This window comes from Nonomuraea sp. NPDC052116 (assembly GCF_040680035.1).
GTDB classification, from domain to species: Bacteria; Actinomycetota; Actinomycetes; order Streptosporangiales; family Streptosporangiaceae; genus Nonomuraea; species Nonomuraea angiospora_A.
The window spans coordinates 37223-61455 of record NZ_JBFAWA010000029.1; the positions used below are offsets into that span (position 1 = coordinate 37223).

21 protein-coding genes and 1 pseudogene are annotated in these 24233 nt (G+C 70.3%); 10 read left to right on the top strand and 12 right to left on the bottom strand.

The genetic code is table 11. From position 1 onward, the window contains the following. The first annotated feature begins 20 nt into the window (after positions 1-20). The gene (gene dapB / locus AB0L65_RS42555) at positions 21-821 is read left to right on the top strand and encodes a 4-hydroxy-tetrahydrodipicolinate reductase (RefSeq protein WP_364258129.1); all 801 of its coding nucleotides are present in this window, start codon (positions 21-23) and stop codon (positions 819-821) included. An 8-nt stretch (positions 822-829) separates the two neighbouring features. Here the strand turns inward: dapB and AB0L65_RS42560 are convergent, their stop codons facing one another. The 6 genes from AB0L65_RS42560 to AB0L65_RS42585 form a co-directional block, all read right to left on the bottom strand. Beyond that, positions 830-1687: a carbohydrate ABC transporter permease gene (locus AB0L65_RS42560; RefSeq protein ID WP_355210575.1), complete on the bottom strand. Its 858-nt coding sequence runs from the start codon at positions 1685-1687 to the stop codon at positions 830-832. Continuing rightward, positions 1684-2598 (bottom strand): sugar ABC transporter permease, encoded by a 915-nt coding sequence (locus tag AB0L65_RS42565; protein ID WP_364258133.1) that lies wholly within the window; start codon positions 2596-2598, stop codon positions 1684-1686. The genes AB0L65_RS42560 and AB0L65_RS42565 overlap by 4 nt, the downstream gene beginning before the upstream one ends. Position 2599: 1 nt before the next feature. Beyond that, positions 2600-3919 (bottom strand): extracellular solute-binding protein, encoded by a 1320-nt coding sequence (locus tag AB0L65_RS42570; protein WP_364258136.1) that lies wholly within the window; start codon positions 3917-3919, stop codon positions 2600-2602. 11 nt (positions 3920-3930) lie between these two features. Next, entirely contained in the window at positions 3931-6024 is a 2094-nt protein-coding gene (locus tag AB0L65_RS42575) for a glycoside hydrolase family 36 protein (RefSeq protein ID WP_364258139.1), read from the bottom strand. 36 nt (positions 6025-6060) lie between these two features. Further along, positions 6061-8115 (bottom strand): CBM35 domain-containing protein, encoded by a 2055-nt coding sequence (locus AB0L65_RS42580; RefSeq protein ID WP_364258142.1) that lies wholly within the window; start codon positions 8113-8115, stop codon positions 6061-6063. Positions 8116-8329: 214 nt separating this feature from the next. Then, on the bottom strand, positions 8330-8686 hold the full coding sequence (locus AB0L65_RS42585) for a helix-turn-helix domain-containing protein (RefSeq protein ID WP_364258145.1): 357 nt from the start codon (positions 8684-8686) through the stop codon (positions 8330-8332). Positions 8687-8818: 132 nt separating this feature from the next. On the opposite strand from AB0L65_RS42585, the gene AB0L65_RS42590 reads away from it, so the two are divergent. After that, positions 8819-9556: an SDR family oxidoreductase gene (locus tag AB0L65_RS42590; protein WP_364258148.1), complete on the top strand. Its 738-nt coding sequence runs from the start codon at positions 8819-8821 to the stop codon at positions 9554-9556. Here AB0L65_RS42590 and AB0L65_RS42595 read toward each other — a convergent pair. Beyond that, complete coding sequence (locus AB0L65_RS42595; RefSeq protein ID WP_364258151.1) at positions 9535-10362, bottom strand: DUF899 domain-containing protein; 828 nt, start codon at positions 10360-10362, stop codon at positions 9535-9537. The genes AB0L65_RS42590 and AB0L65_RS42595 overlap by 22 nt on opposite strands. 93 nt (positions 10363-10455) lie before the next feature. Between AB0L65_RS42595 and AB0L65_RS42600 the strand changes: the two genes are divergently transcribed. Then, positions 10456-12456 carry a serine/threonine-protein kinase gene (locus tag AB0L65_RS42600; protein WP_364258154.1) on the top strand — a complete coding sequence of 667 codons (2001 nt, stop codon included), beginning with the start codon at positions 10456-10458 and terminating at the stop codon, positions 12454-12456. Between the two features lie 103 nt (positions 12457-12559). Here AB0L65_RS42600 and AB0L65_RS42605 read toward each other — a convergent pair whose 3' ends face one another. After that, positions 12560-13090, bottom strand: coding sequence for a hypothetical protein (locus AB0L65_RS42605; protein ID WP_364258157.1), 531 nt, complete (start codon positions 13088-13090; stop codon positions 12560-12562). A 217-nt stretch (positions 13091-13307) separates the two neighbouring features. On the opposite strand from AB0L65_RS42605, the gene AB0L65_RS42610 reads away from it, so the two are divergent. Together AB0L65_RS42610 and AB0L65_RS42615 are read left to right on the top strand one after the other, a co-directional pair. Further along, complete coding sequence (locus AB0L65_RS42610; protein WP_364258159.1) at positions 13308-13577, top strand: hypothetical protein; 270 nt, start codon at positions 13308-13310, stop codon at positions 13575-13577. Positions 13578-13758: 181 nt separating this feature from the next. After that, positions 13759-14451, top strand: a complete 693-nt coding sequence (locus AB0L65_RS42615) for a type 1 glutamine amidotransferase domain-containing protein (RefSeq protein ID WP_364258162.1) — start codon at positions 13759-13761, stop codon at positions 14449-14451. Here AB0L65_RS42615 and AB0L65_RS42620 read toward each other — a convergent pair whose 3' ends face one another. Further along, positions 14452-15495: an FAD-dependent monooxygenase gene (locus tag AB0L65_RS42620; RefSeq protein ID WP_364258165.1), complete on the bottom strand. Its 1044-nt coding sequence runs from the start codon at positions 15493-15495 to the stop codon at positions 14452-14454. 64 nt (positions 15496-15559) lie between these two features. Between AB0L65_RS42620 and AB0L65_RS42625 the strand changes: the two genes are divergently transcribed. Beyond that, positions 15560-16141, top strand: a complete 582-nt coding sequence (locus tag AB0L65_RS42625) for a TetR/AcrR family transcriptional regulator (protein WP_364258168.1) — start codon at positions 15560-15562, stop codon at positions 16139-16141. 25 nt (positions 16142-16166) lie between these two features. On the opposite strand, the gene AB0L65_RS42630 is transcribed toward AB0L65_RS42625, so the two are convergent. Beyond that, positions 16167-16778, bottom strand: coding sequence for a TetR/AcrR family transcriptional regulator (locus tag AB0L65_RS42630; protein ID WP_364258171.1), 612 nt, complete (start codon positions 16776-16778; stop codon positions 16167-16169). Positions 16779-16871: 93 nt separating this feature from the next. On the opposite strand from AB0L65_RS42630, the gene AB0L65_RS42635 reads away from it, so the two are divergent. Continuing rightward, entirely contained in the window at positions 16872-17831 is a 960-nt protein-coding gene (locus tag AB0L65_RS42635; RefSeq protein ID WP_364258174.1) for an oxidoreductase, read from the top strand. Beyond that, positions 17828-18442 (top strand): hypothetical protein, encoded by a 615-nt coding sequence (locus AB0L65_RS42640; protein WP_364258177.1) that lies wholly within the window; start codon positions 17828-17830, stop codon positions 18440-18442. Before AB0L65_RS42635 ends, AB0L65_RS42640 begins: the two co-directional genes overlap by 4 nt. 57 nt (positions 18443-18499) lie before the next feature. Here AB0L65_RS42640 and AB0L65_RS42645 read toward each other — a convergent pair whose 3' ends face one another. After that, positions 18500-19489 (bottom strand): aldo/keto reductase family protein, encoded by a 990-nt coding sequence (locus AB0L65_RS42645; RefSeq protein ID WP_364258450.1) that lies wholly within the window; start codon positions 19487-19489, stop codon positions 18500-18502. Positions 19490-20124: 635 nt separating this feature from the next. Between AB0L65_RS42645 and AB0L65_RS42650 the strand changes: the two genes are divergently transcribed. Together AB0L65_RS42650 and AB0L65_RS42655 are read left to right on the top strand one after the other, a co-directional pair. Continuing rightward, on the top strand, positions 20125-20943 hold the full coding sequence (locus AB0L65_RS42650) for an NAD(P)H-binding protein (protein WP_364258180.1): 819 nt from the start codon (positions 20125-20127) through the stop codon (positions 20941-20943). Positions 20944-20964: 21 nt separating this feature from the next. After that, positions 20965-22284, top strand: coding sequence for an epoxide hydrolase (locus AB0L65_RS42655; protein WP_364258183.1), 1320 nt, complete (start codon positions 20965-20967; stop codon positions 22282-22284). 223 nt (positions 22285-22507) lie between these two features. Here AB0L65_RS42655 and AB0L65_RS42660 read toward each other — a convergent pair. Next, a pseudogene (locus AB0L65_RS42660) lies at positions 22508-24233 on the bottom strand (hypothetical protein); the annotation flags it as partial.

Here is a 24233-nt window from a genome sequence, read left to right on the forward strand (position 1 = left end):
CGGACGCTTAGAGTGACGGCATGATCAACGTGTGTTTCGCCGGGGTCACCGGCTGGACGGCGCCGCCGATCGTCGCGGCGATCGACCGGGCCGACGACCTGACGCTGACCGCCGGGGTGTCGCGGTCCGCGGCGGGGCAGTCCCTGGCGGAGGCGGCCGGTTCCAAGAGCGCCGGGCGGGTGTACGGGTCGGTCGCCGAGGCGCTGGCGGCGGCTCCGGTCGATGTGCTGGTGGACTACACCAGCGCGGCCGCGGTCAAGGACAACGTGTGGACGGCGGTGCGCGCCGGCGTGAACGTGGTCGTCGGCTCCAGCGGCCTGACCGCCGACGACTACGCCGAGCTGGACCGGCTGGCCCGCGAGCACAGCGTCGGGGTGATCGCGGCGGGGAACTTCTCCGTGATGGCGACCGTGCTGCGCCGGGCGGCCGCGATGGCCGCCGAGCACCTGGACCACTGGGAGATCATCGACTACGCCGGCGTCACCAAGCCGGACGTGCCCAGCGGCACCGCCCGGGAGCTGGCCGAGACCTTGGCGACGGTCCGCACGCCCGAGCCGGCCGTGCCGCTCGGCGAGTTGCACGGCCCGGTGGAGGCGCGCGGTGCCGAGGTCGCCGGGAGCCGCATCCACTCGGTTCGGCTGCCCAGCTTCGTGGTGTCCACCGAGATCGTGTTCGGCGGTCCGGGGGAACGCCTGGTCATGCGGCACGACCCCGGCACCGACCCCAGCCCGTACGTGGCCGGGACGATGCTGGCGGTGCGCCACGCGGGCGAGGAGACCGGCGTGCGCAGGGGACTGGACTCACTGCTCTTCAGGAGCTGACCGGCCCGCTACTTGACGGCGCCGCTGGTGATACCCGAGATGATCTTTCGTTGGGCGACGGCGAAGACCACGACCAGCGGCAGGCTCATCAGGATCACGTACGCGAAGATCAGGTGCCAGTTGTTGAGATAGAGCCCGGCGCTGGCCACGCGGAAGAGGTTGAGGGGGAGCGTGTCCAGGCGTCCGCCGATCACGAAGAAGGCGTAGAAGACGTCGTTCCACACGTACAGGCAGACCAGGATGGTGGCCGTGGCCAGCACCGGGCGCAGCAGCGGCAGCACCACCAGCCAGAACACCCGCATCGGGCTCGCCCCGTCGAGCTGAGCCGCCTCCTCCAGGGAGGTGGGGATGGTCCGCACGAAGCCGGTGACGAAGAAGATCACCGTGGACATGTAGATGCCCATGTAGACGCCGATCATCCCGACCGCGCTCCCGGCCAGGCCGAGCTGGCGCAGCAGGAGGACGACGGTCACGACGGCGGGCGGGAGCACGATGCCGCTGATCGCCAGCGCGTACAGGACGGCGTTGAGCCGCGTGGCGCGGCGGGCCAGGATCCAGGCCGCCATCGACCCGAACAGCAGCACCCCGATCACCGAGGGCACGACGACGAGCAGGCTGCCCAGCGACGCCCGCAGGACCTCGCCGTCGCCCCACACCTGCCGCAGGTTCTCCAGCAGGTGCCACTCGGTCGGCAGCGACAGGTCCGGCGTGAGCGCCTCGCCGCGGGACTTGGCCGCCGTCACCAGCACCAGCCACAGCGGGATGCCGATGGACAGCACCACGAGCACGAACGTGACCACGGGCTGGAGCCGGCGCCACACGGGCGCGTCGCTCACCCCGCGGCGGTCGGGGACGACGGGGGTCACAGGATCTCCTCCCGCTTGCGCAGCACGTAGATGACAGGGAAGGCCATGAGGGCCACCAGCAGGAACAGCACCAGGCTCATCGTCGTGGCCTGCGCGAACAGCCCCTGGCCGAAGGTGCGGTAGATGAAGATGTTCAGGATCTCCGTCGTGCGGGCCGGCCCGCCGCCGGTGGTGGCCTGGGCGATGTCGAAGCCGTTCATCGAGCCCAGCAGCGCCGTGGCGACGTTGAACGTGATCGCGGGCGCCAGCAGCGGGAAGCGGACCGCCCAGAACGTACGCCACCGCGACGCCCCGTCGATGTGGGCGGCCTCCACGATGTCCTCCGGGACGGTCTTCAGCCCCGCCAGGTAGATGAGCATCGACAACCCCATCCACTTCCACGCGTGGATCAGCGCGACGACCACGACCGTCCAGGTGGTGTCGCCCAGCCAGGCGTAGTCGATCCCGAGCAGCCGGTTCAGGCCGCCCGTCGGCTTGAGCAGGGCCTGGAAGATGTAGCCGACGGCGAGGGCCGACATCAGCACCGGGATGAGGAAGAACACCCTGGCCACCCGGTTGAGCCAGGTGTCGCGTTCGAGCAGCACGGCCAGGCCGAAGCCGAACGCGTTCTGGAAGAGCGCCACCAGCACCGCGTACACCACCGTGACCCGCAGCGACCGGAACAGCGTGCCGTTGGAGGCCAGGTCGGTGAAGTTGTCCAGCCCGACGGGCCGGATCGCGCTCTTGAAGCCCGACCAGTCGGTGAAGGCGTAGACGAAGTTGAACAGCGTCGGCAGGAAGAAGAACACCAGCAGGATGGCGAACGCCGGAGCCATGAACCACATGGGGTGCGTCCGCCTCCCGACGACCGGGCGCCCGCGGGCGGCGGCCGTGGTGCGGGAGGCGGCCTGCCGCGAAGTGGTGATCAGCACGTCAGAAACCGCTCGCCCCGGCGGCCTTGGCGAGCTGGGCGAACTGATCCTGGGTGGCCGAGGCGACCTTCTCCGGCGTCATGGTCCCGGTGATCATGTCGGCCAGGTTCAGGTACAGGTCCGGGTTGGCCACCGCCAGCGCCTGCATCGACCCGACCGCGGTGGGCAGCGCGGCGTGCACGTCCAGCAGCGCCTGCGGCACGCCCGCCGGGCTGGGCACCGACGGCTCCAGGGAGACGGTGTTGCGGTCGGCGACGAAGTCCTTGTAGCCGGGCCCCATCCAGTACGCCAGCAGCTGCCGCGCCGCGGCCTCGCGCTTGGCGTCCCCGGTCTTGAACGCCACCAGCGCGTTCGACTGGTCGGGGATGAACGTGCCGACGTTCCCCGACGGCGAGATCGGGAAGAAGCCGATCTTCTTGTTCAGCGTGGCGGTGTCGGCCGAGGCCTGCAGCTGCCCGAAGAACGAGTTCACCTGCACGACCATGGCCGCCTTGCCGGACAGCAGCGCCGCGCCCTGGTCCTCGAACTTCGCGGTCTTGATGTCGGAGTTGAACAGCCCCTCGTCGATCAGCGACTTGTACGTCTTGATCGCCCCGACGACGGCCGGGCCGTTGAACGTCTCCTTGCCCGTGTTGATCCGCTCCCACAGGCCGTCCTTGGCCGCGTCCGCGAGCTGGACCTGCACCCACCACTGGGTCGCCCACTTGTCACCGGCCATCTCGAAGAACGGCGTGACGCCCTTGGCCTTCAGCGTGCGCCCCAGCTTCACCATCTCGTCGAAGCTCTTCGGCGTGCTGGTGATCTTGTTGGCGGCGAAGACCTCCTTGTTGTAGTAGACGCCCTCGACCGCGGGGCTCGTGATGAGGGCCGCGTACCGTGCGCCGTCCAGGATGCCGGTGATGTCCTTCAGGTCCGGCGACAGCTGCGCCAGCCACGGCGCGTCGTTCAGCGGCTGGAGGTTGGCCTTGGCGTTGATCGCGGTCAGCATGGACGCGGTCGGCTGCCAGAACGCCAGGTCGGGCTTGTCGCCGGTGGCGACCTTGGTCTGGATGCCCTGCTCGTACGGGTCCGGGATCGTCACGACCTCGACCGTCGCGCCCGTCGCCTGCTGGAACCCGGCGATGACCGCCTTGGGCACGGTGTTGCTGTTCTGGGCGGCCCAGATCGTCAGCTTGACGCCGTCGAGCTTGGTGGCCGGGCCGGGCCAGGCCGCGGCGGTGGCGGGCGCGGCGGTGGAGGTCTCGACGGAGGGGTCGCTGCACGCTGCGAGGCCGAGCGCGAGCGCCGTCGCGGCGGCGGCGGCCGTCCAGGTGGTCTTCATGGTGGTCTCTTTCATGAGGCGGTGCGGATGCGGAGGATCCGGGCGGAGTGGGGCTCGTCGCAGCAGGGGGTGAGCGTCAACACGCCGGTGCCGGGCTGCCAGTCGCGGGCCCAGTCCGGCAGGTGCCGCGGGTAGATCACGTCGATTTCGACCGCGCGGCCCGCCAAATGTGGCAGGTCCAGCCGTACGGGCTTCGCCCCGTCGCGTCGCCATACGCCAAGGTATGTGACGTCAGCCGTCCGCAAACCCAGGGCGAGGTGGCGGTCGCTCCAGCTCGGCAGCCCCAGCGGCCACACGGGCGTCGCGCGGGCCAGGTCCGCGCGGATCTCCTTGTGGACGCGTACGGCGTCGCGGACCGAGTCGAGCTGGGCGGGGCTCATCCCGTCCAGGTGGCCGGACAGGTAGAGCCGCCCCAGCATGCCGGTGCACAGCGCGAAGGCGATCTCCTCGTCCGACATGTCGGGCTGCGGGTACGCCCAGCTCGCCGACTGCTCGGGCAGCACGGACATCGGCGCCGACACCGCGATCGGCGGGTAGAGGCGGAAGTCCTGCTGGTCGCTGGTGGACTGCAGGTGCAGCCGGGACAGCATGGCGTAGTCCATGCGCATGGCGCCCGACGCGCAGTTCTCCAGGGTGAGCCCCGGATGGCGTGCCAGGACGCCGTCCAGCCAGGACAGGTGGGCCCGGTTGCAGGCCAGCAGCCCGTCCCCGGCGCTGTCGGCGTCCAGGTCGGTGCCCGCGCCCGGGTCGATGTTGTAGTCGAGCTTGAAATAGCCGACGCCGAGCTCCTCCACCAGCCGGTCCACCACCTGGTCCAGGTGCACGATCGCGCGGGGATGGCGCAGGTCGAGGTGGTAGCGGCCGTGCTCGACCAGGCGTACGCCGCCACGCTGCAGGAACGCCTCGGCGGGCAGCTTGTCGGCCATGGGGCTGCGGACGCCTATCACCTCGGGTTCGAGCCACAGGCCCGGCACCATGCCGTGCTCCCTGATGCGGCCGAGGACCTCCTCGATGCCGCGCGGGAAGCGCGTCTGCGACGGCTGCCATTCGCCGACGCTGTCCCACCAGGTGCCGCCGTCGTCGTACCAGCCCGCGTCCACGCAGAACGTCTCGGCCCCGGCCGAGGCGGCGGCGTCGATCAGCGGCAGGAGCTTGGCCGTGGTCGGGTCGCCCGACAGCGTGTTCATGTAGTCGTTGAACACCACCGGCAGCCGCTCCCGGTCGGGGTGCGGCCGGACGATCATCCGCCGGTGCGCGGTGAGCGCCGCGGCCGCCCCTTCCAGGCCCGCGCCGGACACCGCCACCGACACCGGCACCGTGGTGAACGACTCGCCGGGCTGGAGCAGGTGCTGCCACTGGTGGTCGATGTCGGTCGGGCCGAGCAGCGCGACGTACGGGTCGTCGAGCCGCTCGCCGACCTCCCAGCGCCAGGCGCCGTTGTGCTCGATCTGCCACAGCCACGCCTGCCCGCCGGCGCGGTCGATCAGGCCGCCGGTGGGCAGGTGGGAGCCGGTCGACCAGGTGCCGGTGCTGACGACCGCGAGCCGCCCGCGGCCGTCCTGCCCGTGGCCGCCCAGGCGGAGATCGGGTACGGCCTGCCCGCGCAGGGCCTCGCGGACCCAGCGGCTCTCGCCCAGCCATTCGCTGTCGGCCCGTACCACGTCCAGGTCGTCCACCGCCCCCGCGAAGGCGGCGGCGAACGACGTGAGGCCCAGCAGCAGCCGGGGGTTCTGGCCGCGGTTGGTCACCCGCGTCCAGACCTGGAACGCGCTGACGCCCTCCGCCGAGCGCAGGAACACCTCGGCGCTCAGCCCGCTCCGCGCGTCGTGCAGGTCGAGCTGCAGCACGTGCCAGGCCCCCTCCCTGCGCTGTTCGCAGCCCCGGTAGGCCAGGCGCAGGCCGACGGCCGTCCGGGAGAAGCGGTGCGCGGCCCGCGCCCGGCCCTCCTCCGGGACCAGCAGTTCCACCAGCGGCTGCGTCGCCCTGGGCAGGTGCGCCGTGGCGGCGTCGCCGCCGGACAGCGACCGGACGCCGACCGGGCCGTCGGGTGAGACGTCGAGCACGACCCGCAGGCTCGGGTGGCCCCAGACGACGCTGGTGTTCATGGATCTCCTCTGCTGCTTCTTACCGGCCGGCTTGTCTCAGCCGACCGGCTTGGCGATCTGGATGCGGTCGATGTCGGGCGCGTAGCCGGTGGAGGCGTTGCCGAACGTGATCGTGTTCGCTCCGGCGGCCAGGGTGACGTCCACGACCGTGGTCCGGTAGTTCGACCAGCCCAGCGTGTTGCGGAAGTAGTGCCGCTGGGCCGCGCCGCCGTTGACCGAGATGTCGGCGTAGCGGTCGACGATGTTGCTGTTGTAGTTGGTGGCGCCCTCGCCCAGCTCGCCGTTGGCGTACGTGACGACCAGGCGGTAGCGGCCGGCCGAGGCGACGGTGACGTTGTTGAAGCGCAAGGTGTTGGCCGCGCCGGCGCCGACGTAGCCGACGTACTTCCCGCCCGAGGCGGCGGAGTTGGCCGCGACCCTGGCGGCGCCGCCCAGGGTGTTGGCGCTGGACTCGGCCTCGTACGCGGTGATCGTCCCCGTGGTCGCCGACACGTCGAGGTAGTCGACCTTGACGCCGGCGGCGCTGACCTCCAGGCGGTTGATCCCGGCGGTCAGGAACACCTTGGTGGTGACGGTGCTCCAGCTCGCGGCGGCGGGCAGGCTGACGTCGGTCAGGTCGGAGCCGTTGAGCCGCAGCTTGGCCGTGCGGGCGGCGGAGGCCGCGTAACGCAGGTCAACGTTGTAGTAGCCGTCCGAGGGGGCGGTGACCACGAACTTGGCGCCGCCGTCCGCGTAGGAGACCGGGCCGTAGGTGATCGCGCCCGGCGCGGCGGCGTACTCGGCCTCGTAGCGGGAGCCGGCGGTCGGGTCCTTGGCCGGGGTCACGATCACCTGGTACGCCGAGGAGCCCTTCAGCCCGGTGAGCGGGATCGTGATCTGGCCGCCGGACGGCGTGAAGTCCGCCTCGGTGACCTTGTACGGGCCGGGGGAGGGGTTCAGCCCGGTGTTGTCCACGCCCCAGACGGCGGCGTGGACCGTGGTGCCCAGGGTGCCCGGGATGCCCTTGACGACCAGGTTGGTGTCGTACGTGCCGCCGGCCGGGTTGTTGCCGCCGAAGATCACCCTGGCCTGCTTCTTGCCCTGGTCGAGCGCGGCCAGGACCTGGAGGGAGCCGTCGGGAGCGGGTGGGGTGACGGCCACGGTGTTGCCGGTCAGCTCGCCGTACCACTTGTACAGCCACCAGCCGCCGGTCGCCTGGTTGTTCCTGGTGACCAGGTCGTTGAGTCCGCCGGCCGTCGTCCAGTACGCCAGGCAGCCGTCGACCTTGCTGTTCTCGAACTTCGCCACGAACTGCACCAGGTTGCCCGGCACGCCGAGGTCCCCGGCGAAGCGCCCGTACTCGTTGATGGTGATCGGCCTGGGGGAGATGCCCAGGCTGGACTCGATCGCCCGGTAGTCGGTGTAGTGGGTGTGCCAGCTGGTGAAGAAGTCGTCGCCGAGCTCGTGCCAGGTGGTGACGTCCGGCAGCATGGCGTTGTCCCGGGCGAACTGCATGAACGTCCGGATGTCGGCCGAGCGGTAGCTCGCGAAGTTCGGGCCCGCGATGCGGGCGCCGGGGTCGAGGGAGCGGATCCGGCGGTAGACGGTCCGGTAGTCGTTCATGAACCCGGCGAGGTTGCCGCCGTACCAGATCTGGTCGGGCTCGTTGAAGGGGACGTAGACGTACGAGGTGCGGTATGGGTCGGCGACGACCTTCCTGACCATCGTGTCCACCTTGGCCAGGTAGTCGGTGATGCCCAGGTTCTCGTACGGCCACTGCTTGTAGACGTCCTGCATGTAGATCTGGATCTCGCGGCCGCCGGCGCGTTTGAACATGGGGGCGATCTTGAGCGCGTCGCCGTTCGGGTGCTGCAGGCCGTCGGGCGCCTTCTGGGCGGTGACCTGCGGTTTGAGGGCGGCGAGCATGGTCTCGTTCGGGATCCCCTCGTCGCCGAGCCCGTACAGGAAGCCGGTGGCTCCGTACCTGAGCGCGCCGGTCGAGCTGCCGAGATCGACGACGAGCTGAGACGCGGCCTGGGCGGGGGCGGCGTGCACGGCACCCGTCAACAGGACCACCGCCAGCATCGCTGACCAGGCATGTTTCCTCCTCATGGCGAGACAACCTCCTTGCGTGCTGCGGGCGTCAGAGCCCTTGGGGGGACGTGGAGGTGCGCAGATGTGACCGGTCACATTTCTTGTTGCCTGAGTGTGACCGCTCACATTGCCGAGGAGAAGACCCTGTTACCAGGTTGTTACCGGCAAATCTCGAGCGAGAGTCCGCCGCGTGCGCGGGATGCGGCCTGCCACCCCGGGTCGCCGGAACCGCTCAGGGAGTTTCCTGTTCGTACACGGCCTGGGCGGCGAGGATGTCACCCGCATGGTCCCGGATCCAGTCGGACAGGGTCTGGAGCGGCTCGGTGATCCCCTCGCCGAGGGCCGTCAGGCCGTAGCTGACCTGTGGCGGCGTGGTGTGGGTGACCGTTCGACGGACGAAGCCGTCGCGTTCGAGGGTGCGCAGCGTCTGGGACAGCATCTTCTCGCTGATCCCCTCGATCTTGGTGCGCAGTTCGTGGAACCGTAGCGGGCCACCGCGGATGGCCGTCAGCACGAGCACCGCCCAGCGGCTGGTGACGTGGTCGAGCACCATGCGCGCGGGGCAGTCCCTGTGAAACGCGTCACTCATACCTCGTGCCACCCCTTGACGAGCAGAGAGCCGACGGCAAGGTATGGAGCTTACCAAGAGGTAGGTACTTTCTCCTGGAATGCTCAATACCTAGAGTCTGCCCCCGAAGCCGTAGAGCAGAGGAGGCATGACATGCGACGCATCGCACTCATCACCGGCGCGGGGCGCGGTATCGGTGCCGCGACAGCACATGAGCTGGGCCGTCGCAGTTTCCACGTGATCGTCAACTATCGCGCCGACACGTCGGCGGCCACCTCGGTGGTCAAGCAGATCCAGGCGGCCGGCGGTACGGCGCAGGCTGTCCAGGCCGATGTCCGCGACCCTGGCCAGGTGGCCGAACTCGTCGAGGCCTGCGCGCGGGTGGACGCGCTGGTCTGCAACGCCAACATCCCCCCGCCGTTCGGCCCGCTGGCCGAGATGTCGTGGGAGGACTTCGCCGGCAAGGTCACCGGGGAGCTCGCCGGGGTCTTCCACCTCACCCAGCGGGCACTGGACCGCATGCGCGAGCAGGGCGACGGCCGAATCGTCTACGTCTCCAGCCTCAGCGCCGAGCTGGTACGTCCGGGCGCGGCCGCGCACGCGACGGCGAAGGCGGCGCTCAACACCTTTGCCCAGCACGTCGCCGCGGAGGCCGATGCCTGGGGAATCCGGGTGAACGTCGTGTCGCCCGGCGCGGTCCGTACCGAAGCCAGCGCCATGATGCGAACACCCGAGACGGAGGCGGCGTTGGGGCGCCGCTCGGTCCTCGGCCGGATGCTCGATCCGCAGGACGTCGCCGCGGTGATCGGCTCCATCCTTGACGGCGGGTTCGACGCCGTGACCGGCGCCCGTATCCCGGTGGACGCGGGCTATCGGGTCCTGTCCGGCTGACGGCCCTCGTCCGCGCCGTACTCGTCGTGCCAGTTCCACCACTGGTACGGCGGGGTCTGGGGATAGCCCTCGGGGGAGTCCTCCCACTCCTCCTGCCGCCCGAGCGCGGTCATGTCGAGGTAGCTCCAGGTGCTCCCCAGCGCCTCGTCGCCGCGGTCGTTGATGAAGTAGGTGCGGAACACCCTGCCGCCGTCGCGGATGAACGCGTTGGTGCCGTGCCACTCGTTCACGCCGAAGTCGGCGTCGAAGTCGTCGGTCAGGGTGTACCAGGGCATCGTCCAGCCCATCCGCGCCTTCACCCGCGCGATGTCCGGCTGGGGCGCGCGGGAGACGAAGACGAGAGTGGTGTCACGGGCGTTCAGGTGGGCGAGGTGCCCGACATGATCGGCCACCATGGAACACCCGACGCACGCGTGATCGGGCCAGCCGTGCACGCCGGGATCGAAGAAGGCGCGGTAGACGACCAGCTGACGACGGCCCTCGAACAGGTCCGGCAGGCTCGCCTTACCCGCCGGCCCGTCGAACGCGTAGTCTTTCTCCACCGCCAGCCACGGCATCCGCCGGCGCTCCGCGGCCAGCGCGTCCCGGGCGTGGGTCAGCTCCTTTTCCTTGACGAGCAACCGACGGCGCGCTGCCTCCCACTCCTGTGGCGTGACGATCGCGGGTGTCTTCATGGTGTCGTTCACCTTCCCGTCCAGTTCCGCGTTCCCCTCCCCCTCCCCGTCGGGATGATCCTTCAACGCCTCCGGCGTGCCGTCCCGGTCGCGGGCCCGCCTCGGAGAGGCGTTGAGCGATCGCCGCCACATACGCCCATTGGCAAGGCTTTTACGTCATCATGCGGACGTATACCTTTTGAGCAGCCGAGTGGATCCTCCCTGACCCCAGGAGAAGATTGCCTCATGTCCGGTCCGCGCCCGTTGGCCGAGAACGATCCCCGGCAGATCGGGGACTATCGACTGATCGGCGTGCTGGGCGTGGGCGGGCAGGGGGTCGTCTATCTGGGGCGGGCCCCCTCGGGCCGGCAGGTGGCCGTCAAGACGCTGCACGCCCGGATGGCCTCCGAGCCCGAAGCCCTGGAGCGGTTCCTGCGCGAGACCGAGATAGCCAGGTCCGTGGCGGCGTTCTGCACGGCGCGGGTCGTCGACGCCGGGATCGCCGACCGGGCGCCCTACCTGGTCAGCGAGTACGTACAGGGCCCGTCCCTGGACGAGCTCGTGACCCGGGAGGGGCCGCGCACGGGCGGCGGGCTGGACCGGTTGGCGATCACCACCCTGGTCGCGCTCGACGCGATCCACCGGGCCGGCATCGTGCACCGGGACTTCAAGCCCAGCAACGTGATCATGGGCCAGGAGGGCCCCGTCGTCATCGATTTCGGCATCGCCCGGGTGCTGGACCACTCCACCACGGGATCCGGCCTGATCGGAACCCCGGCCTACCTGGCGCCCGAACAGCTGAACGGAGAGCCGGCCGGGGCCGCCTCGGACGTGTTCGCCTGGGCCGCGACCATGGTGTACGCCGCCACCGGGCACCGGGCCTTCTCCGGCACGGTCACCGCGGGAGTCCTCAACGCGATCATGACCCGCGAGCCCGACCTGGCCGGCGTCCCCGACCGCCTCCGTCCCCTCCTGGCCGCCGGCCTGGCCAAGGATCCCGCGTCCCGGCCGAGCATCACCGACCTGTTCACCGCGCTCACCCACGAGACCCCCCTCCAGGACACGGGTTACCGGCGTCCCGCACCGCCGCCCGGAAACGCCCCGCGCCGCCGCCGTCGACGTCCGCCCGGCTGGGCGAAGGTGTTCGCGGCGGCCGCCGTCGTCCTCGCGATCCCCGTGGTCTTATGGCTGGCGTCCGTCCTGCCCGGGGGCCTCCCCGGCACCATGCTCCCCACCGCCGACGCGAAGCCCTCCACGACGGGCGCGCCGTTCGGCACCCTGATCCGCGAGCCCTTCAACGGCTGGCAGCCGTGGGTGCTGTCGCTGGCCGTCGGACAGTGGGACGGCCGTCCCGTGGTCGCCTCGGGAGGCTACGACGGCACGGTGCTGATATCGGATCTCGCCACCGGCGTACCCCTCCACTCCCCGTTCGCGGGGCATGAGGGTCCGGTCTGGTCGGTGGCGACAGGGCAGGTGAACGGCCGCCCGGTCGTCGTCTCCGGTGGTCGCGACGGCACCGTACGCGTCTGGGACCAGACCACCGGCGAACCGATCGGCAAACCCTTCCAAGGCCATCGGGGCTCGGTCGAATCGGTGGCGGTCGGGCAGGTGAACGGCCGCTCCGTGGCGGTGTCCGGCGGTCTCGACGGCACGGTGCAGGTTTCGGACCTGGCCACCGGCGACCGGGTCGGCGACCCCGTCGGCACCGGCCGCGGCTGGGTGCTCTCGGTGGCGGTGGGCGAGGTGAACGGCCGCCCGGTCGTGGTCTCCGGGGACGTCGACGGCACCATCCTGATGACGGACCTGGCCACCGGCACTCCCATGGCCAGACGCGTCAACGCTCACGAGGGGCCGGTCGAATCGGCGACGGTGGCGCGACTCGACGGCCGCCCGGTGGCGATCTCCGGCGGCGGGAAGGGCGATCACACCGTACGCGTCTGGGATCTGGCCACGGGCGAACCGATCGGCCGGCCCTTCAGGGGCCACCGGAGCTGGGCGCTCGGCCTGGCCGCGGCGCAGCTGGACGACGGCCGCCCGATCGTGGTCTCCGGCGGCTACAACGACCAGACCGTACGGGTGTGGGACCTGGCGACCGGCAAGCCGATCGGCGAACCCTTCAAGGACCACGTGGGCCTGATCGAAGCGGTGGCAACCGGACACCTGGACGGCCGTCTGGTGGCGGTCTCCGGGGGCAACGACGGCAAGGTCCGGGTCTGGAGCCTGAGCTCCCCGTACCCGTCGCCATGAACGGATTCCATCGACAGAGCCCGCCTCGGCGAGCTCCCCGTTGAGCTGTTCGGGCGCCAGGCAGGCCTGCCACCGGGTCTCGCGTTCCTGTGAAGGGACCGCGCTACCCGAGGCAGTCCTGAGCGGTCAGGACCAGGGTCACACCGAGGACCATCCTCTTCGACACGAGGAAGACGTAGGACGCCTTGGGGTTGCCCGGCACGGTGGCGAAGGTGCCGTACAGCGCATTCTGCTTCAGGTTGGGGTAGGCGGCCTTCAACTGCGCGGGAGTGGCGCCTATGCCGATGCCCTGGGGCGTTTTGACGCCGCGGCCGGGCGCGGAGATCGTGACCACGCCCTGCTTCTTCGAAATGTACATCCCTGCCCGGTTGCCGCTGTACCGCCGCTCCCTCAGGTCATAAGTCGAGCACTTGGTGGGGACGTCGATGGTCTTGCGGACGATCCTCCCGGTCGCCCTGGCCCGCGCCTCCGTCATCCCGAGCTTGAGGTTGCCGTACCCGAACGGTCCCAGCGTCCTCTTCTGGGCGGTGGCGGCGGCGTTCGCCGCGGGCGCGACGCCTGCCATCATGACGCCTGCGGCCAGCGCAGTGACCAGCGCCGACCGGCCGATTCGTTGGGCTTTGGACTGTTTCACAGCACTTCCTCCGTGATCATGACTGCAAACTGTAGCCCGAACGCGGCAGGGGGTGCCGGTGATTGACGAGATCATCAGATGTCTTCGCGACCGTTGAGGTACGCGTCCCGTACCGCCGATGCTCTGGCCCGACGTGTCACTCCGTCGATCTGGCTTCAGAGACGGCGCACTCAGCGGGCCGAGCGACCGCTTCCGTTTCGTGCCGGGGGGACGGGTCGTGATCGAGGGCCTCGGCGAGATCCCGGCGCACTTCCACCGTACCGAGCGGGGCGTTTTCACCCTCCTCGCGCACGACCCGGAGCGGCCGCTGGTCAACACGGCCGAATGGGATGATCAACCGGCAGGCGATTTCCCGGGGCCGGGTGCGCCGATGACGATGGCCGAGATGGAGGACAGCGTCGAACGGGTCCTCGGAGTGCGCCTGCCCCTGACTCGCTTTCAGGCGCGCCGGGAAACGCCGTGTGAGCGGTGGGTCTCGTGTTCGTAAGCCTTCATCATTCGCCGGTGAATATCCGGTCCCGGCGACTGCCGGAAACTCGGCGGCCTGGCAAAAAGAGAACAATGTCGGCGTAGCAGGCTTTCATCTGGAACATCACGCCGGACATAAAATGCTGTCTGTAAGACCTGCGCCAACCGCATCAGACGCGGGACGGGGAGGCGGTTGTCCGATGGCGAAGCTACTTTTCGTGATGACCGGGACGGCGTACTGGACGCTCAAGGACGGCACGAGGCATGCGACGGGTTACTGGGCCGAGGAGTTCGCGGCCCCGTACAAGGCGCTCACCGACGCCGGCCACGAGATCGTCGTCGCCACGCCCGGCGGAGTGGTCCCGACCGTCGACATGATGAGCCTGCGCCCCGAAATGGCCGGTAGCGCCCAGATCGCTCTCGATCTGGAGGCGATCATCCGCTCCGCGGAGGAGATGCGGCGGCCGATCCGACTGGCGAACGCCCGGTTGGAGGACTACGACGCGGTCTACTTCCCCGGCGGCCACGGCCCCATGGAAGACCTGTGCGTCGACGCGGACGCCGGCCGGCTGCTGACCGAGGCGCTGGCCTCCGGCAAGCCCCTGGCCGTGGTCTGCCACGCCCCGGCGGCGATGCTGGCGACCAGGATCCGTGGCGTATCGCCCTTTGCCGGCTACCGGGTCACCGCGTTCACCAACGAGGAGGAGAACGCGGTCGGTCTCGGCCCCAGGGCCCGCTGGCTGCTGGAGGACGAGCTCATTGACCTGGGCGTCGACTTCACCAAGGGCGAGGCGTGGAAGCCGTACACGGTGGTCGACCGCAACCTGCTCACCGGCCAAAACCCGGCCTCGGCAGCCGTCCTGGCCGACCGGCTGCTCAAGGTCCTCTCGTAGTTAGATGGGCAGCATCCGCATCAGAGTGTTGCGCGGCCCTGCCAGGCGACCGGCTCCCGCCAGGCGGGTCATCCAACTGGAGGCGGTGACCATCCGCTGGGCGGCCGGGCGCCGCCGTGCGTCATAGGAGAGCAGCGCCTTCGCCACGTCGCCGGGGTGCGTACGCAGGCAGGTGGCGAGCTCGACCGCGTCGAGCAGGGCCTGGCAGGCGCCCTGCCCCAGTGCGGGCGTCATCGCGTGGGCCGCGTCTCCTATCAGCGCCACGTTCCCCGTGACGTAGGACCCCAGGGGTGGCGCCAGGTCGTAGACCTCGTGCCGCAGCACGGCGTCCGCCTCGGCGGCCGCGAGCACGCGCGGGATGGGGTCGTGCCAGCCGGCGAAGCGTGCGCGCAGGTCGTCGAGGCTCTCGCGAACCCCTTCCGGGGTGCGTACGGGCGCGTACCAGTTCGTCACCCCCGGAGCCTGCGGCGTCATCCCGAACATCTGCCCGCGCCCCCAGGTCTCGCCGTAGTCCTGCGGCTCGAAGCCCTTGATCACGCCGCGCCAGGCGACGATGCCCGCGTAGCGGGGACGGGTCACGGCGCCGAAGAACGCCTGGCGCACCGCGCTGCGCACCCCGTCGGCGCCTATCACCAGGTCGTAGTCGGCGCGTAGCGCGGCGGGATCGGTGATCTCCACGCCCGTGCTGATCGTCGCCGGGTCCACCCGCTGCACCAGCATCTCGATCAGCGAGACCCGCGACAGCATGCGGACCGGCGCCCCTCCGCGCCGTTCGATGCGCTCCAACGGCAGGTCGGCCAGGCGCCTGCCATCGGGGGTGCGGATCCGCGCGCGCCGGTAGGGGACGGTGCGCTCGCGCAGTTGCTCACCCAGCCCCAGACGGGCCAGGCCGGCCTGGGCGTCCGGGCGGAGGCCCAGCGCCGTGCCTTCGGCGACGACCTGAGGCCATCGCTCGAAGATCGAAACATCCCAGCCGATCGCGCGCAGTGCGATCGCGGTCGTCAGCCCGCCGACTCCGGCGCCGACGACGACAGCTCTTTTCATCTCAATCACCACACATGTGGTACCACAGCTATGGTGATTACACAAAGGCGGGAGGATGGGGGTCATGGTGGAGAACAGGGACCGCCGCGACCGGTTGCGCGACGCGGCTATCGAGGTGCTGGCGGGGGAGGGTGGCAGAGGGCTGACCCACCGGGCGCTGGACCGTGCTGCCGAGCTGCCGGAAGGCACGGCCAAGAACTACTTCCCGACCCGCGACAGCCTGCTCCAGGCCGCCGCCGAGCGTTGCGTCGAGCGTTACTGGAGCGAGCTGCAGCAGGCCGAGATCGACACCGTCGACCAGTTGCTCGCGTTGCTGCGCCTGATGATCGAGCGGGCGATGACGGTGAACCGGTCCCGGGTCCTGGCCTACATCGAGCTGCACGCCGAGGCCGCCAGGAACCCCCAGGTGCAGGAGACGCTGGCCCGGCTCTCCCGCGCCGACCTCGACCTGCACCTGGCCGCCCAGCAGGCCGCCGGCCTCCCGGTCACCCGTGAGAGCGCCGCCATGGTGACCCTGGCCGTCAACAGCGCCTTGACCTACCTGCTCACCCAGCCGCCCGACGTGCTCGCCTCCTACGGACTCGACGACCTCGACCAATTCCTGAGCCGCCTCCTCGCCTCCGCCTACCCCCGCCACCGAAGCTGACCGGCGTCCCCAGGGCTGGGCCGTGTCATCCTTTGGCCGGCTGCAGGGCGCCGGCGTGCGCGGCGGCGAGCGTGACGCGCACCGCCTGGTCGGCGGTGGTCTCGTCGACCGGTTCGGCGGTGATGAGCAGGCGCAGGTAGATCGGTGCGGCCAAGGTCTTCAACAGCTCGGCGGGGTCGGTGCCGCCGGGAAGTTCGCCGCGCTCGATGGCGCGCGTGACCACCGGTTCGGCTCTGGCGAGCCGGTCGTCGAACACGTGACGCCGGGCTGCGGCGATCTCCGGAAGATGGGCGGCCCCGGTGAACATGGCGGCGAGGATGGCCTGCCCGGTCGGGCTGGTGAACGCCTGGGCGAGCGAGCGCGCCAGCGCCCGCAGGTCGGTCTCGATCGCTCCGCTGTCGGGGACGGGGATGTCCAGCGCCATGTGCTCGGACAGGGCGTCGGTGAGCAGGCTCTCTCGATCTTTCCATCGCCGGTACACCGTCGTCTTGTGGACTCCGGCGCGCTGGGCGATGTTCTCGATGGTCAATGCGGCGTAGCCCTTGTCCACGAGCTCGGCGAGCGTGGCGGCGTGGACGGCGGCGCGTACTTTGGCGCCGCGGCCGACCGGCCTGGCGGTGGAAGGATCGGACTGCATTGCAACTCCAAGTTGCGATATTCGGAGGCTGCTGACAGGATGAATGTATCGCAACTCGAAGTTGCGATACATATCCCGTTGAGGTGATACATCATGCGCAACTCTCCCTCCAGGACTCTCCGTACCATCCCTGACCAGACCGGGCGCGTCGCCGTGGTGACCGGAGCCAACAGCGGCATCGGCTACGTGACCGCCCGCGAGCTGGCCCGTCGTGGCGCGTACGTCGTGCTGGCCTGCCGCGACCCCGAACGCGGCCGGGCCGCCCTCACCCGCATGCGGGGTGAGGTGCCCGGCGCTCACGTGGAGCTGCGCCGGGTGGACCTGGGCAGCCTGGCCTCCATCCGGGAGTTCGCCGCCGGTTGGGACCGCGGCCGGATCGATCTGCTGGTCAACAACGCCGGGGTGGCGATGGTGCCGTACGCGCTGACCATCGACGGGTTCGAGTCGCAGTTCGGCGTCAACCACCTGGGCACCTTCGCCCTGACCGGTCTGCTCCTGCCGCATCTGCTCGCCGCGCCCGATCCGCGGGTGGTCACCGTCAGCAGCGAGGGCCAGCGCTTCGCCCGCTTCGACCTGGCCAACCTCAACGCCGAACGCGGCTACCGGACGGCGTTCGCCTACGTGCAGTCCAAGCGGGCCAACCTCTACTTCGCGATGGAGCTGCAGCGCCGGGCCGACGCCGCCGGACGGCGGTTGCGCAGCATGGCGGTCGCCCCCGGGCTGACCCGCACCAACGTGCTCACCGGCGGCGCCAACAGCGGCAGGGGACGGCTGTATGCGGCCCTTGCCCGCCTGCTGGTGCGCGTGGCCTTCCGGCCCACCCCGGAAGGGGCGAAGACCTCCCTGTACGCGGCGACCGCGCCGGATTTGCCCGGCGGCAGCTACATCGTCCCCGACGGGCCGCTGCAACTGCGCGGAGAGCCCACCGGTCGCACTCGTGAGCGCGCCATCCGCGACACGGCCACGGCCGCACGCCTCTGGCAGTTGTCCGAACGCCTGACCGGCGTCACCTACGCTCTGTCCGCAGCCACCGTGGATAGGGTGCGGGGGTGAGCGCACCCCGAGCCTCCTGGCGTAACACCACCCATGACTGGGCGGCCGACGTCGACCTCGGTCACCTCTCCCACATCCGGGAGAACCCGGACGAGTTCGCCCCCGGCGGCGTCCGGCACCTGATCCTCGAAGTCCTCGCCTACCCGGCCGACGAGATGGCGAGCACGGGCGCCGGACGCTGCACCGTCACCCTCCACGCCGACGGCTCGGTGTCCGTGGCCGACGAGGGGCGAGGCACCGACACCCGCTTCGACGAGCAGGGGCGGCCGGTGAAGAAGCCCGTCATGGCGTCCAAGGACCTGCGCTTCTTCGACGACCCGGGCGCGGAGGTGCTTGCCGACGGGCATCCGCGCCGCGGCATGTCCGTCGTCGCCGCGCTCAGCGAGTGGCTCGTCCACACCAACCGCCGCCTGAACGGGTCCTGGACCCAGCGGTACGAGCACGGCGTCCCCGTCACCGGCCTGGAGCCCATCGCAGGCGACGGCACCACGGGGACGACCGTGCACTTTCTTCCCGGCGCGCACCTGCCCCCGCTCGCCGATGACCTGTGCCGCTCTGCGAGCGCGTGGCCTGGCCCGACCGTGATCGTCGACGACCTGCGTGGTGGCTGACTGATCGGAGCCTGTGTCAAGATCAACCCGCGCCCGGTCGACCTGGGTGAAGGCCCTTTACGGGCTCGTCGTCAGCGCCGGGTTCGTTTCGACGACGCCGTCCAGCACCTGATCGATGCGCTCCATGAGGTCGGCGTCGAGCCGGACCTCGGCCGCTTCGACGTTCTCCCGCACCTGCTCGGGCCGCGATGCCCCGATGATCGCCGAGGTCACGTTCGGGCGTTGCAACACCCAGGCCAGCGCGAGCTGTCCCAGCGACAGTCCGGCCTCGTCGGCCAGGGGACGCAGCCGCTGCACCCGTTCCAGCACGTCCTCGCGCAGGAAGGGCTGGATGAAACTGCCCGCACCGTTCAGGTCCGCGCCGCGCGACCCGGCAGGGGCGGGCTGCCCCGGCCGATACTTACCCGTCAGTACGCCCTGTGCGACAGGGGACCAGGCGAGCTGGCCGACCCCTTCCCGCTCGCACGCCGGCACGACCTCGGCCTCGATCACCCGCCACAACGCGCTGTACTGCGCCTCGTTGGAGACCAACGGCACGTGCAGCTCCCGGGCGAGCGCGGCGCCCCTCGTGATCTGCTCGGCCGTCCATTCGGAGACGCCGACATAGAGCACATGGCCTTGCCTGACCAGATCGGCGAACGCCATCATGGTCTCCTCCAGCGGCACCGTCCGGTCGAATCGATGCGCCTGGTACACATCGAGATAGTCGGTGCCCAGCCGCCGCAGTGACGCACGTGCCGACTCCATGACGTGCTTGCGGCCCAGACCTTTGTCATTGGGCCCGCCCGGCCCGGTGGGCCAGAACACCTTCGTGGATATCTCCAGGCTTTCCCGCCGCTGTCCTTTCAGTGCGCGGCCGAGCACCGACTCGGCTGCGGTGTTCGCGTACGCGTCCGCGGTGATGAATGTGGTGATGCCCGCGTCCAGCGCCGCCGTGACGCACGCTCGCGCACGTTCTTCCTGGTCCGGGGCATCGTACGCGAGCCAGTGGCCGTAGGAGATCGCGCTGACGGACAGGCCGCTACGGCCGAGACGACGAAATTCCATGCATTTAAGGTAGCGCTTCATTTTGACCACTCGGGCCTTTATTCAGGCGATTTGACAAATTAATTAAAGGCGCTCTCAGGGTAAATTGAGAGAGCAGGTGAAGGTGAATTTGTCAAATGTTGCGCAGGTCGCTCGTCGGGGGCTTGCGTGCGAGGTTCCGGGATCATGAGAAGGTTGTCCGGCCGGGGACGGCGGTCACCGTGTGGCCGGTACGGTGACCGGCTCGGCCCAGGGCTGGGCGTTGCCGATGCATTGTGCGGGCCCGCGCCGAACGGCAGGTACGCCTTGCGCGGGATGTGGTGGGGCGCGGCCGGGGTCGAAGCGGTCGTGTAAGAAGCACCGGATCACATAAGGACTGAGCAGGATGTCCGTGCCGGGCGCGTGCGTTTAGGCCGCCAGAGCCCTCCTCCGGTTCGTCATCGATGGCGGGCGCGGTCATGCGGCACGGACTGGGACGGAGCTTCCACCCGTGTCGCGAGAGCCTTTGTCCGGTACGTCATCGAGTTCCCGCCGAGAGCGGGCGCGGTCATGCGGCACGGACTGGAGGGACGGAGCCCCCACCCGTGTAGCGGGTGCTATTTCCCGTGTGGCGCCTGCCTGTCGAGACGTTCGAGACCTTCGGATGAGAGGAAAGAATGACGATTCTCGTGACCGGCGCCACCGGCACGGTCGGCCGCCAGATCGTGGCGCAGCTCGTCGCGCGTGGCGAGCGGGTCCGGGCCCTGACCAGGAACCCGGCGGCGGCGCGGCTGTCCGGGTCCGTGGAGGTGGCCTACGGCGACCTGACCGCGCCGCAGTCCCTGGGCCCCGCGCTGGAAGGCGTGACCGGGCTGCACCTGATCACCGTCGCCGGTGATGACCAGGCGGCGCTCCAGACCGGGCCCGAGCTCGTCGAGCTGGCCGCGAAGGCGGGCGTGACCCGGGTCAGCGTGCTGAGCAGCTGGGACGAGTGCTCGGTCGAGGAGGCGCTGCGGGCCGGGGATCTCGGCTGGACGCAGTTGCGCTGCGTGGAGTTCATGACCAACGCGCTCGAATGGGCCGAATCGATCCGCGAGGAGGGTGTGGTCCGGGTCTTCGGCAACCATCCAGGGGCCGTGGTGCACGAGGCCGACATCGCCGCCGTCGCGGTGGCGGCGCTGGTCGAGGAGGGGCACGTCGGGCAGTCGTACCTGCTCACCGGGCCGGAGGCGCTGACCCCGGAGCGGCGGGTCCGCGTGATCGGCGAGGCCGTCGGGCGGGAGATCCGGTTCGAGGAGCTGAGCGAGGCGCAGTACCGGGCGTCGATGGAGGCGTGGGGGGCGGGGGAGGAGCTGATCGAGTTCGCGGTCCGGCTCGGCGCCAACCCGCCGGACGCCGCCTCGGTCGTGCTACCCACCGTCGAGCAGGTGACCGGCCGTCCCGGGCGCACGTTCGCCCAGTGGGCCTCGGGCCACGCCACCACCTTCCGCCCTTAGCCCATAAACCGGAGAAATATCATGACAATTCACCCTTTTCGTATTGAAGTCCCCCAGCAGGACCTGGACGACCTCCGTACCCGCCTGGCCATGACCCGCTGGCAGGACCAGCTCCCCGGCACCGGATGGGAGCGCGGCGTCCCCCTCGACTACCTCAAGAACCTGGCCGAATACTGGCGCACCGGCTACGACTGGCGCGCCCACGAGGCCAGGCTCAACGAGATCCCCCAGTTCACCGTCACGATCGACGGGCAGAACATCCACTTCGCCCACATCCGCTCCGAGAACCCGTCCGCCCTGCCGCTCATGCTCCTGCACGGCTGGCCGGGCACGTTCGTGATGTTCCTGGACGTCATCGAGCCCCTTTCGCGGGCCTTCCACCTGGTCATCCCCTCCCTGCCGGGCTTCGGCTTCTCCACCCCGCTGTCCGGACCCGGCTGGGATCCCGCCCGCGCCGCCAGGGCCTTCACGCAGCTGATGGCGCTGCTCGGCTATGACAGGTACGGGGTGCAGGGCGGGGACAGCGGCTCCTTCATCGCGCCGGAGATGGGCAAACACGCCCCCGACCACGTCGTCGGCGTCCACCTCAACGCCGCCATCACCTTTCCCGTCGGTCAGGAGGGGGAGATGGACGGGCTGACGGAGGAGGAGCGGCGGCGCTGGGACACGATGCAGAACTTCAACGACGGCTATCTCCAGACCCAGTCGAAACGGCCGCAGACGGTCTCGTACGGGCTGCACGACTCACCGGTGGGGCAGCTGGCGTGGATCATGGAGAAGTTCAAGGAGCTGACGGACCCGGTGGAGGGGTTGCCCGAGGACTCGCTCGACCGCGACCTCATGCTGACCAACGTCACCGTCTACTGGCTGACCGGCACTGCGGGGTCGTCAGCGCAGTTCTATTACGAGAGCATGGGCGCGGCCGACTGGACCGAAGCCGGCGCAGACGACTGGGCCGCCACCTCAAACGGCGAGTCCGTCTCGAACGGCACTTCCGAAGACTGGGCCGGCGCTCCCGATGCGAATGCTCCCGACTCGGGTGGTGCCTCCGATCTGGGTGGTGCCGGTGAGCGGAGTGGCGCGTCCGGCTCGGGTGCGTCGGGCTCGGGTGGTGTGGGCGACTGGGGTGGTGCGGGGGACTGGGCTGCGGCGGTGCGGGGCACCGTGCCGACGGGCGTGCTCGTGTCCAAGCCCTGCGACGTCACCATCCGCCCCTGGGCTGAACGCGACCACAACATCGTGCACTGGGCCGAATACGACAAGGGCGGCCATTTCTTCGCCACCGAGCAGCCGGGCCTCTTCGCCGACGACGTCACCGCGTTCTTCGCGAAGCTCCGCTGACTCCGCCCGGGTGACGGCGGCGGGTGCCCGGTAACGGCAACCCGGTGACATGGGTGACGCTGCCCAGGCGGCGACCGTCGCTGTCGCCGCAGCCACCGGACCCAGCCGCTGGGCTCAACCGCCGGCCCCGACCATTGGACGCCGCGCCTTGGCGCGATCGCTAGGTCCAATCGCTGGGCCCGGGCGTTTGGACTCAACCGCTCGGGCTCTGTGCCTACGGCTGTCACGGTGGCCAGCGCACCTCGGGGCTGGGGTGATAGCGGCATGTGGCGCCGGTGGAGAGCGAGGATCTCAGGTGGGCGGCCAGTTCCGGGTGGCGCTGGTCGAGCTGGCGCAGTGTGTTGCGGATCCGGTTGGTGACGGCCTTGCGGGCGCGTTCGGCCTCGTCGCCGAGCCGGCGCGGGCGGCCGCCCAGCCCGGCGGCCGTGCGTAGTTCGTTCAGCAGCGCCGTGCGCTCGGCGTCGAGCTCGGCCGCCCGGCGGTCGTCGCCCAGCCCGGCCGCCCGGTCGATCTCGTCGTCGAGCAGTTCCAGCCGCCTCCGGTAGCGGGTCCTGGCCTCCTCGTCCAGTACGTCGTCACCGCCCATGCTGCGGGCGGCGAGCACGACCTCGCCGCCGGCCGGGTTCAGCAGCTCGACCGCCGAGACGTCGCTTCCAGGGTGGTCGAGCAGGACGCGCAGGTCGGCCAGGCCCTTGGAATCGGGCAGGCGCACGGTACGGCCGGCGAAGGTCAGGGTCCAGACCCCGCTGTCGAGGCGGAAGGCGTTGGCTGCGGGGCGGGGCAGGTGTACCAGCATGCCGAGGGCGGTGGCGTCCCGCTCGACCTGCGCGATCAGCGTGGAGGCGTCGTCGCCGCGCGCCTGCAGCGCCTCGGCCAGGCGGGCGCGGGACTCGATCGACCAGGGGCGGGCGCCCAGCAGGTCGGCCGCGCGACAGGCGGCGGTGAACCCTTCGACGGCCTCGTCCCAGCGTCCCTGGGCGGCGTCGAGCACCGCCGCCCAGTGCGCGAACGGCCCCTCGACGGCGACCGTGGCCGTCACGCCCCATTGGCCGACGTACGGGGTGATCGCGGTCCGCGCGCGCTCGCAGAGCACCGGATCCTTGGACAGGGCGGCCGCCTGCGCCTGGAGCCTCAGCCACAGCGGCGCCATCCACCGCAGGTACTGCTCGCCCGGCGTCACGACCTCCGTCAGGTGGCGCGCCGCACCCTCGTCGCCGCGCTGCACTGCCGTCGCGGCGCGGTAGAGCGGGAAGTGATGGCTGCCCGCGAGCTCCATCTCCGCGAGCACGCCGTCGGCCGCGTCGAAGCGGCCCCTGAGCGTCGCGGCCGACCACCGCTGCATCCAGCGCAGTTCGCGTCGGCCGATGCCTGGTTGCTCGCCCAGCTCGTAGGCGGCGTCGATGTGCGTCGCCGCCTCGTCGAAGCGTCCGGCGAGCGTGGCGAACATGGCCCTGAGGACCGTGGCCTCGTGCTGGAACAGCGCCAGCTCGGCCCTTTCGGCGCGCGTGGCGAATGCCTGCAGCTCGGGCAGGCACCGTGGATCACCCATCTCCAGCAGCGCCCCGACGCGCCAGGACCTCGCGGTCAGCTCCAACCGTGGATCCCGGCTTCGCCGCGCAACGGCCGACAGCTCCTCGGTGACGGCCATTCGCTCGGCCGCGCTGCCCGGCCCCCAAATGGCCCCAAGTCTGGTCAGCAGGCTGAAGCCGAGCGTCTCGTCATCCTCCCCCTGCCTGGCCAGCTCCGCCGCGACCTCGCTCAACTCCCGGGCGGCAACATCCAACCGTCCTCGGCCGTAGCCGGCGGTGTCGGATGTGGTGTTACCCCTGTAAAGGGCGTCGCCTCCGGGCTGGGCGTCGCCTCCGGGCTGGGCGTCGCCTCCGGGCTGGGCGTCGCCTCCGGGCTGGGCGTCGCCTCCGGGCTGGGCGTCGCCTCCGGGCTGGGCGTCG

Coding starts and splice junctions, on each gene's coding strand:
- dapB (WP_364258129.1), top strand. CDS start 21: ATGATCAACGTGTGTTTCGCCGGGGTCACCGGCTGGACGGCGCCGCCG.
- AB0L65_RS42570 (WP_364258136.1), bottom strand. CDS start 3,919: ATGAAGACCACCTGGACGGCCGCCGCCGCCGCGACGGCGCTCGCGCTC.
- AB0L65_RS42575 (WP_364258139.1), bottom strand. CDS start 6,024: ATGAACACCAGCGTCGTCTGGGGCCACCCGAGCCTGCGGGTCGTGCTC.
- AB0L65_RS42580 (WP_364258142.1), bottom strand. CDS start 8,115: ATGAGGAGGAAACATGCCTGGTCAGCGATGCTGGCGGTGGTCCTGTTG.
- AB0L65_RS42585 (WP_364258145.1), bottom strand. CDS start 8,686: ATGAGTGACGCGTTTCACAGGGACTGCCCCGCGCGCATGGTGCTCGAC.
- AB0L65_RS42590 (WP_364258148.1), top strand. CDS start 8,819: ATGCGACGCATCGCACTCATCACCGGCGCGGGGCGCGGTATCGGTGCC.
- AB0L65_RS42595 (WP_364258151.1), bottom strand. CDS start 10,362: ATGTGGCGGCGATCGCTCAACGCCTCTCCGAGGCGGGCCCGCGACCGG.
- AB0L65_RS42600 (WP_364258154.1), top strand. CDS start 10,456: ATGTCCGGTCCGCGCCCGTTGGCCGAGAACGATCCCCGGCAGATCGGG.
- AB0L65_RS42615 (WP_364258162.1), top strand. CDS start 13,759: ATGGCGAAGCTACTTTTCGTGATGACCGGGACGGCGTACTGGACGCTC.
- AB0L65_RS42620 (WP_364258165.1), bottom strand. CDS start 15,495: ATGAAAAGAGCTGTCGTCGTCGGCGCCGGAGTCGGCGGGCTGACGACC.
- AB0L65_RS42625 (WP_364258168.1), top strand. CDS start 15,560: ATGGTGGAGAACAGGGACCGCCGCGACCGGTTGCGCGACGCGGCTATC.
- AB0L65_RS42630 (WP_364258171.1), bottom strand. CDS start 16,778: ATGCAGTCCGATCCTTCCACCGCCAGGCCGGTCGGCCGCGGCGCCAAA.
- AB0L65_RS42635 (WP_364258174.1), top strand. CDS start 16,872: ATGCGCAACTCTCCCTCCAGGACTCTCCGTACCATCCCTGACCAGACC.
- AB0L65_RS42645 (WP_364258450.1), bottom strand. CDS start 19,489: ATGGAATTTCGTCGTCTCGGCCGTAGCGGCCTGTCCGTCAGCGCGATC.
- AB0L65_RS42650 (WP_364258180.1), top strand. CDS start 20,125: ATGACGATTCTCGTGACCGGCGCCACCGGCACGGTCGGCCGCCAGATC.
- AB0L65_RS42655 (WP_364258183.1), top strand. CDS start 20,965: ATGACAATTCACCCTTTTCGTATTGAAGTCCCCCAGCAGGACCTGGAC.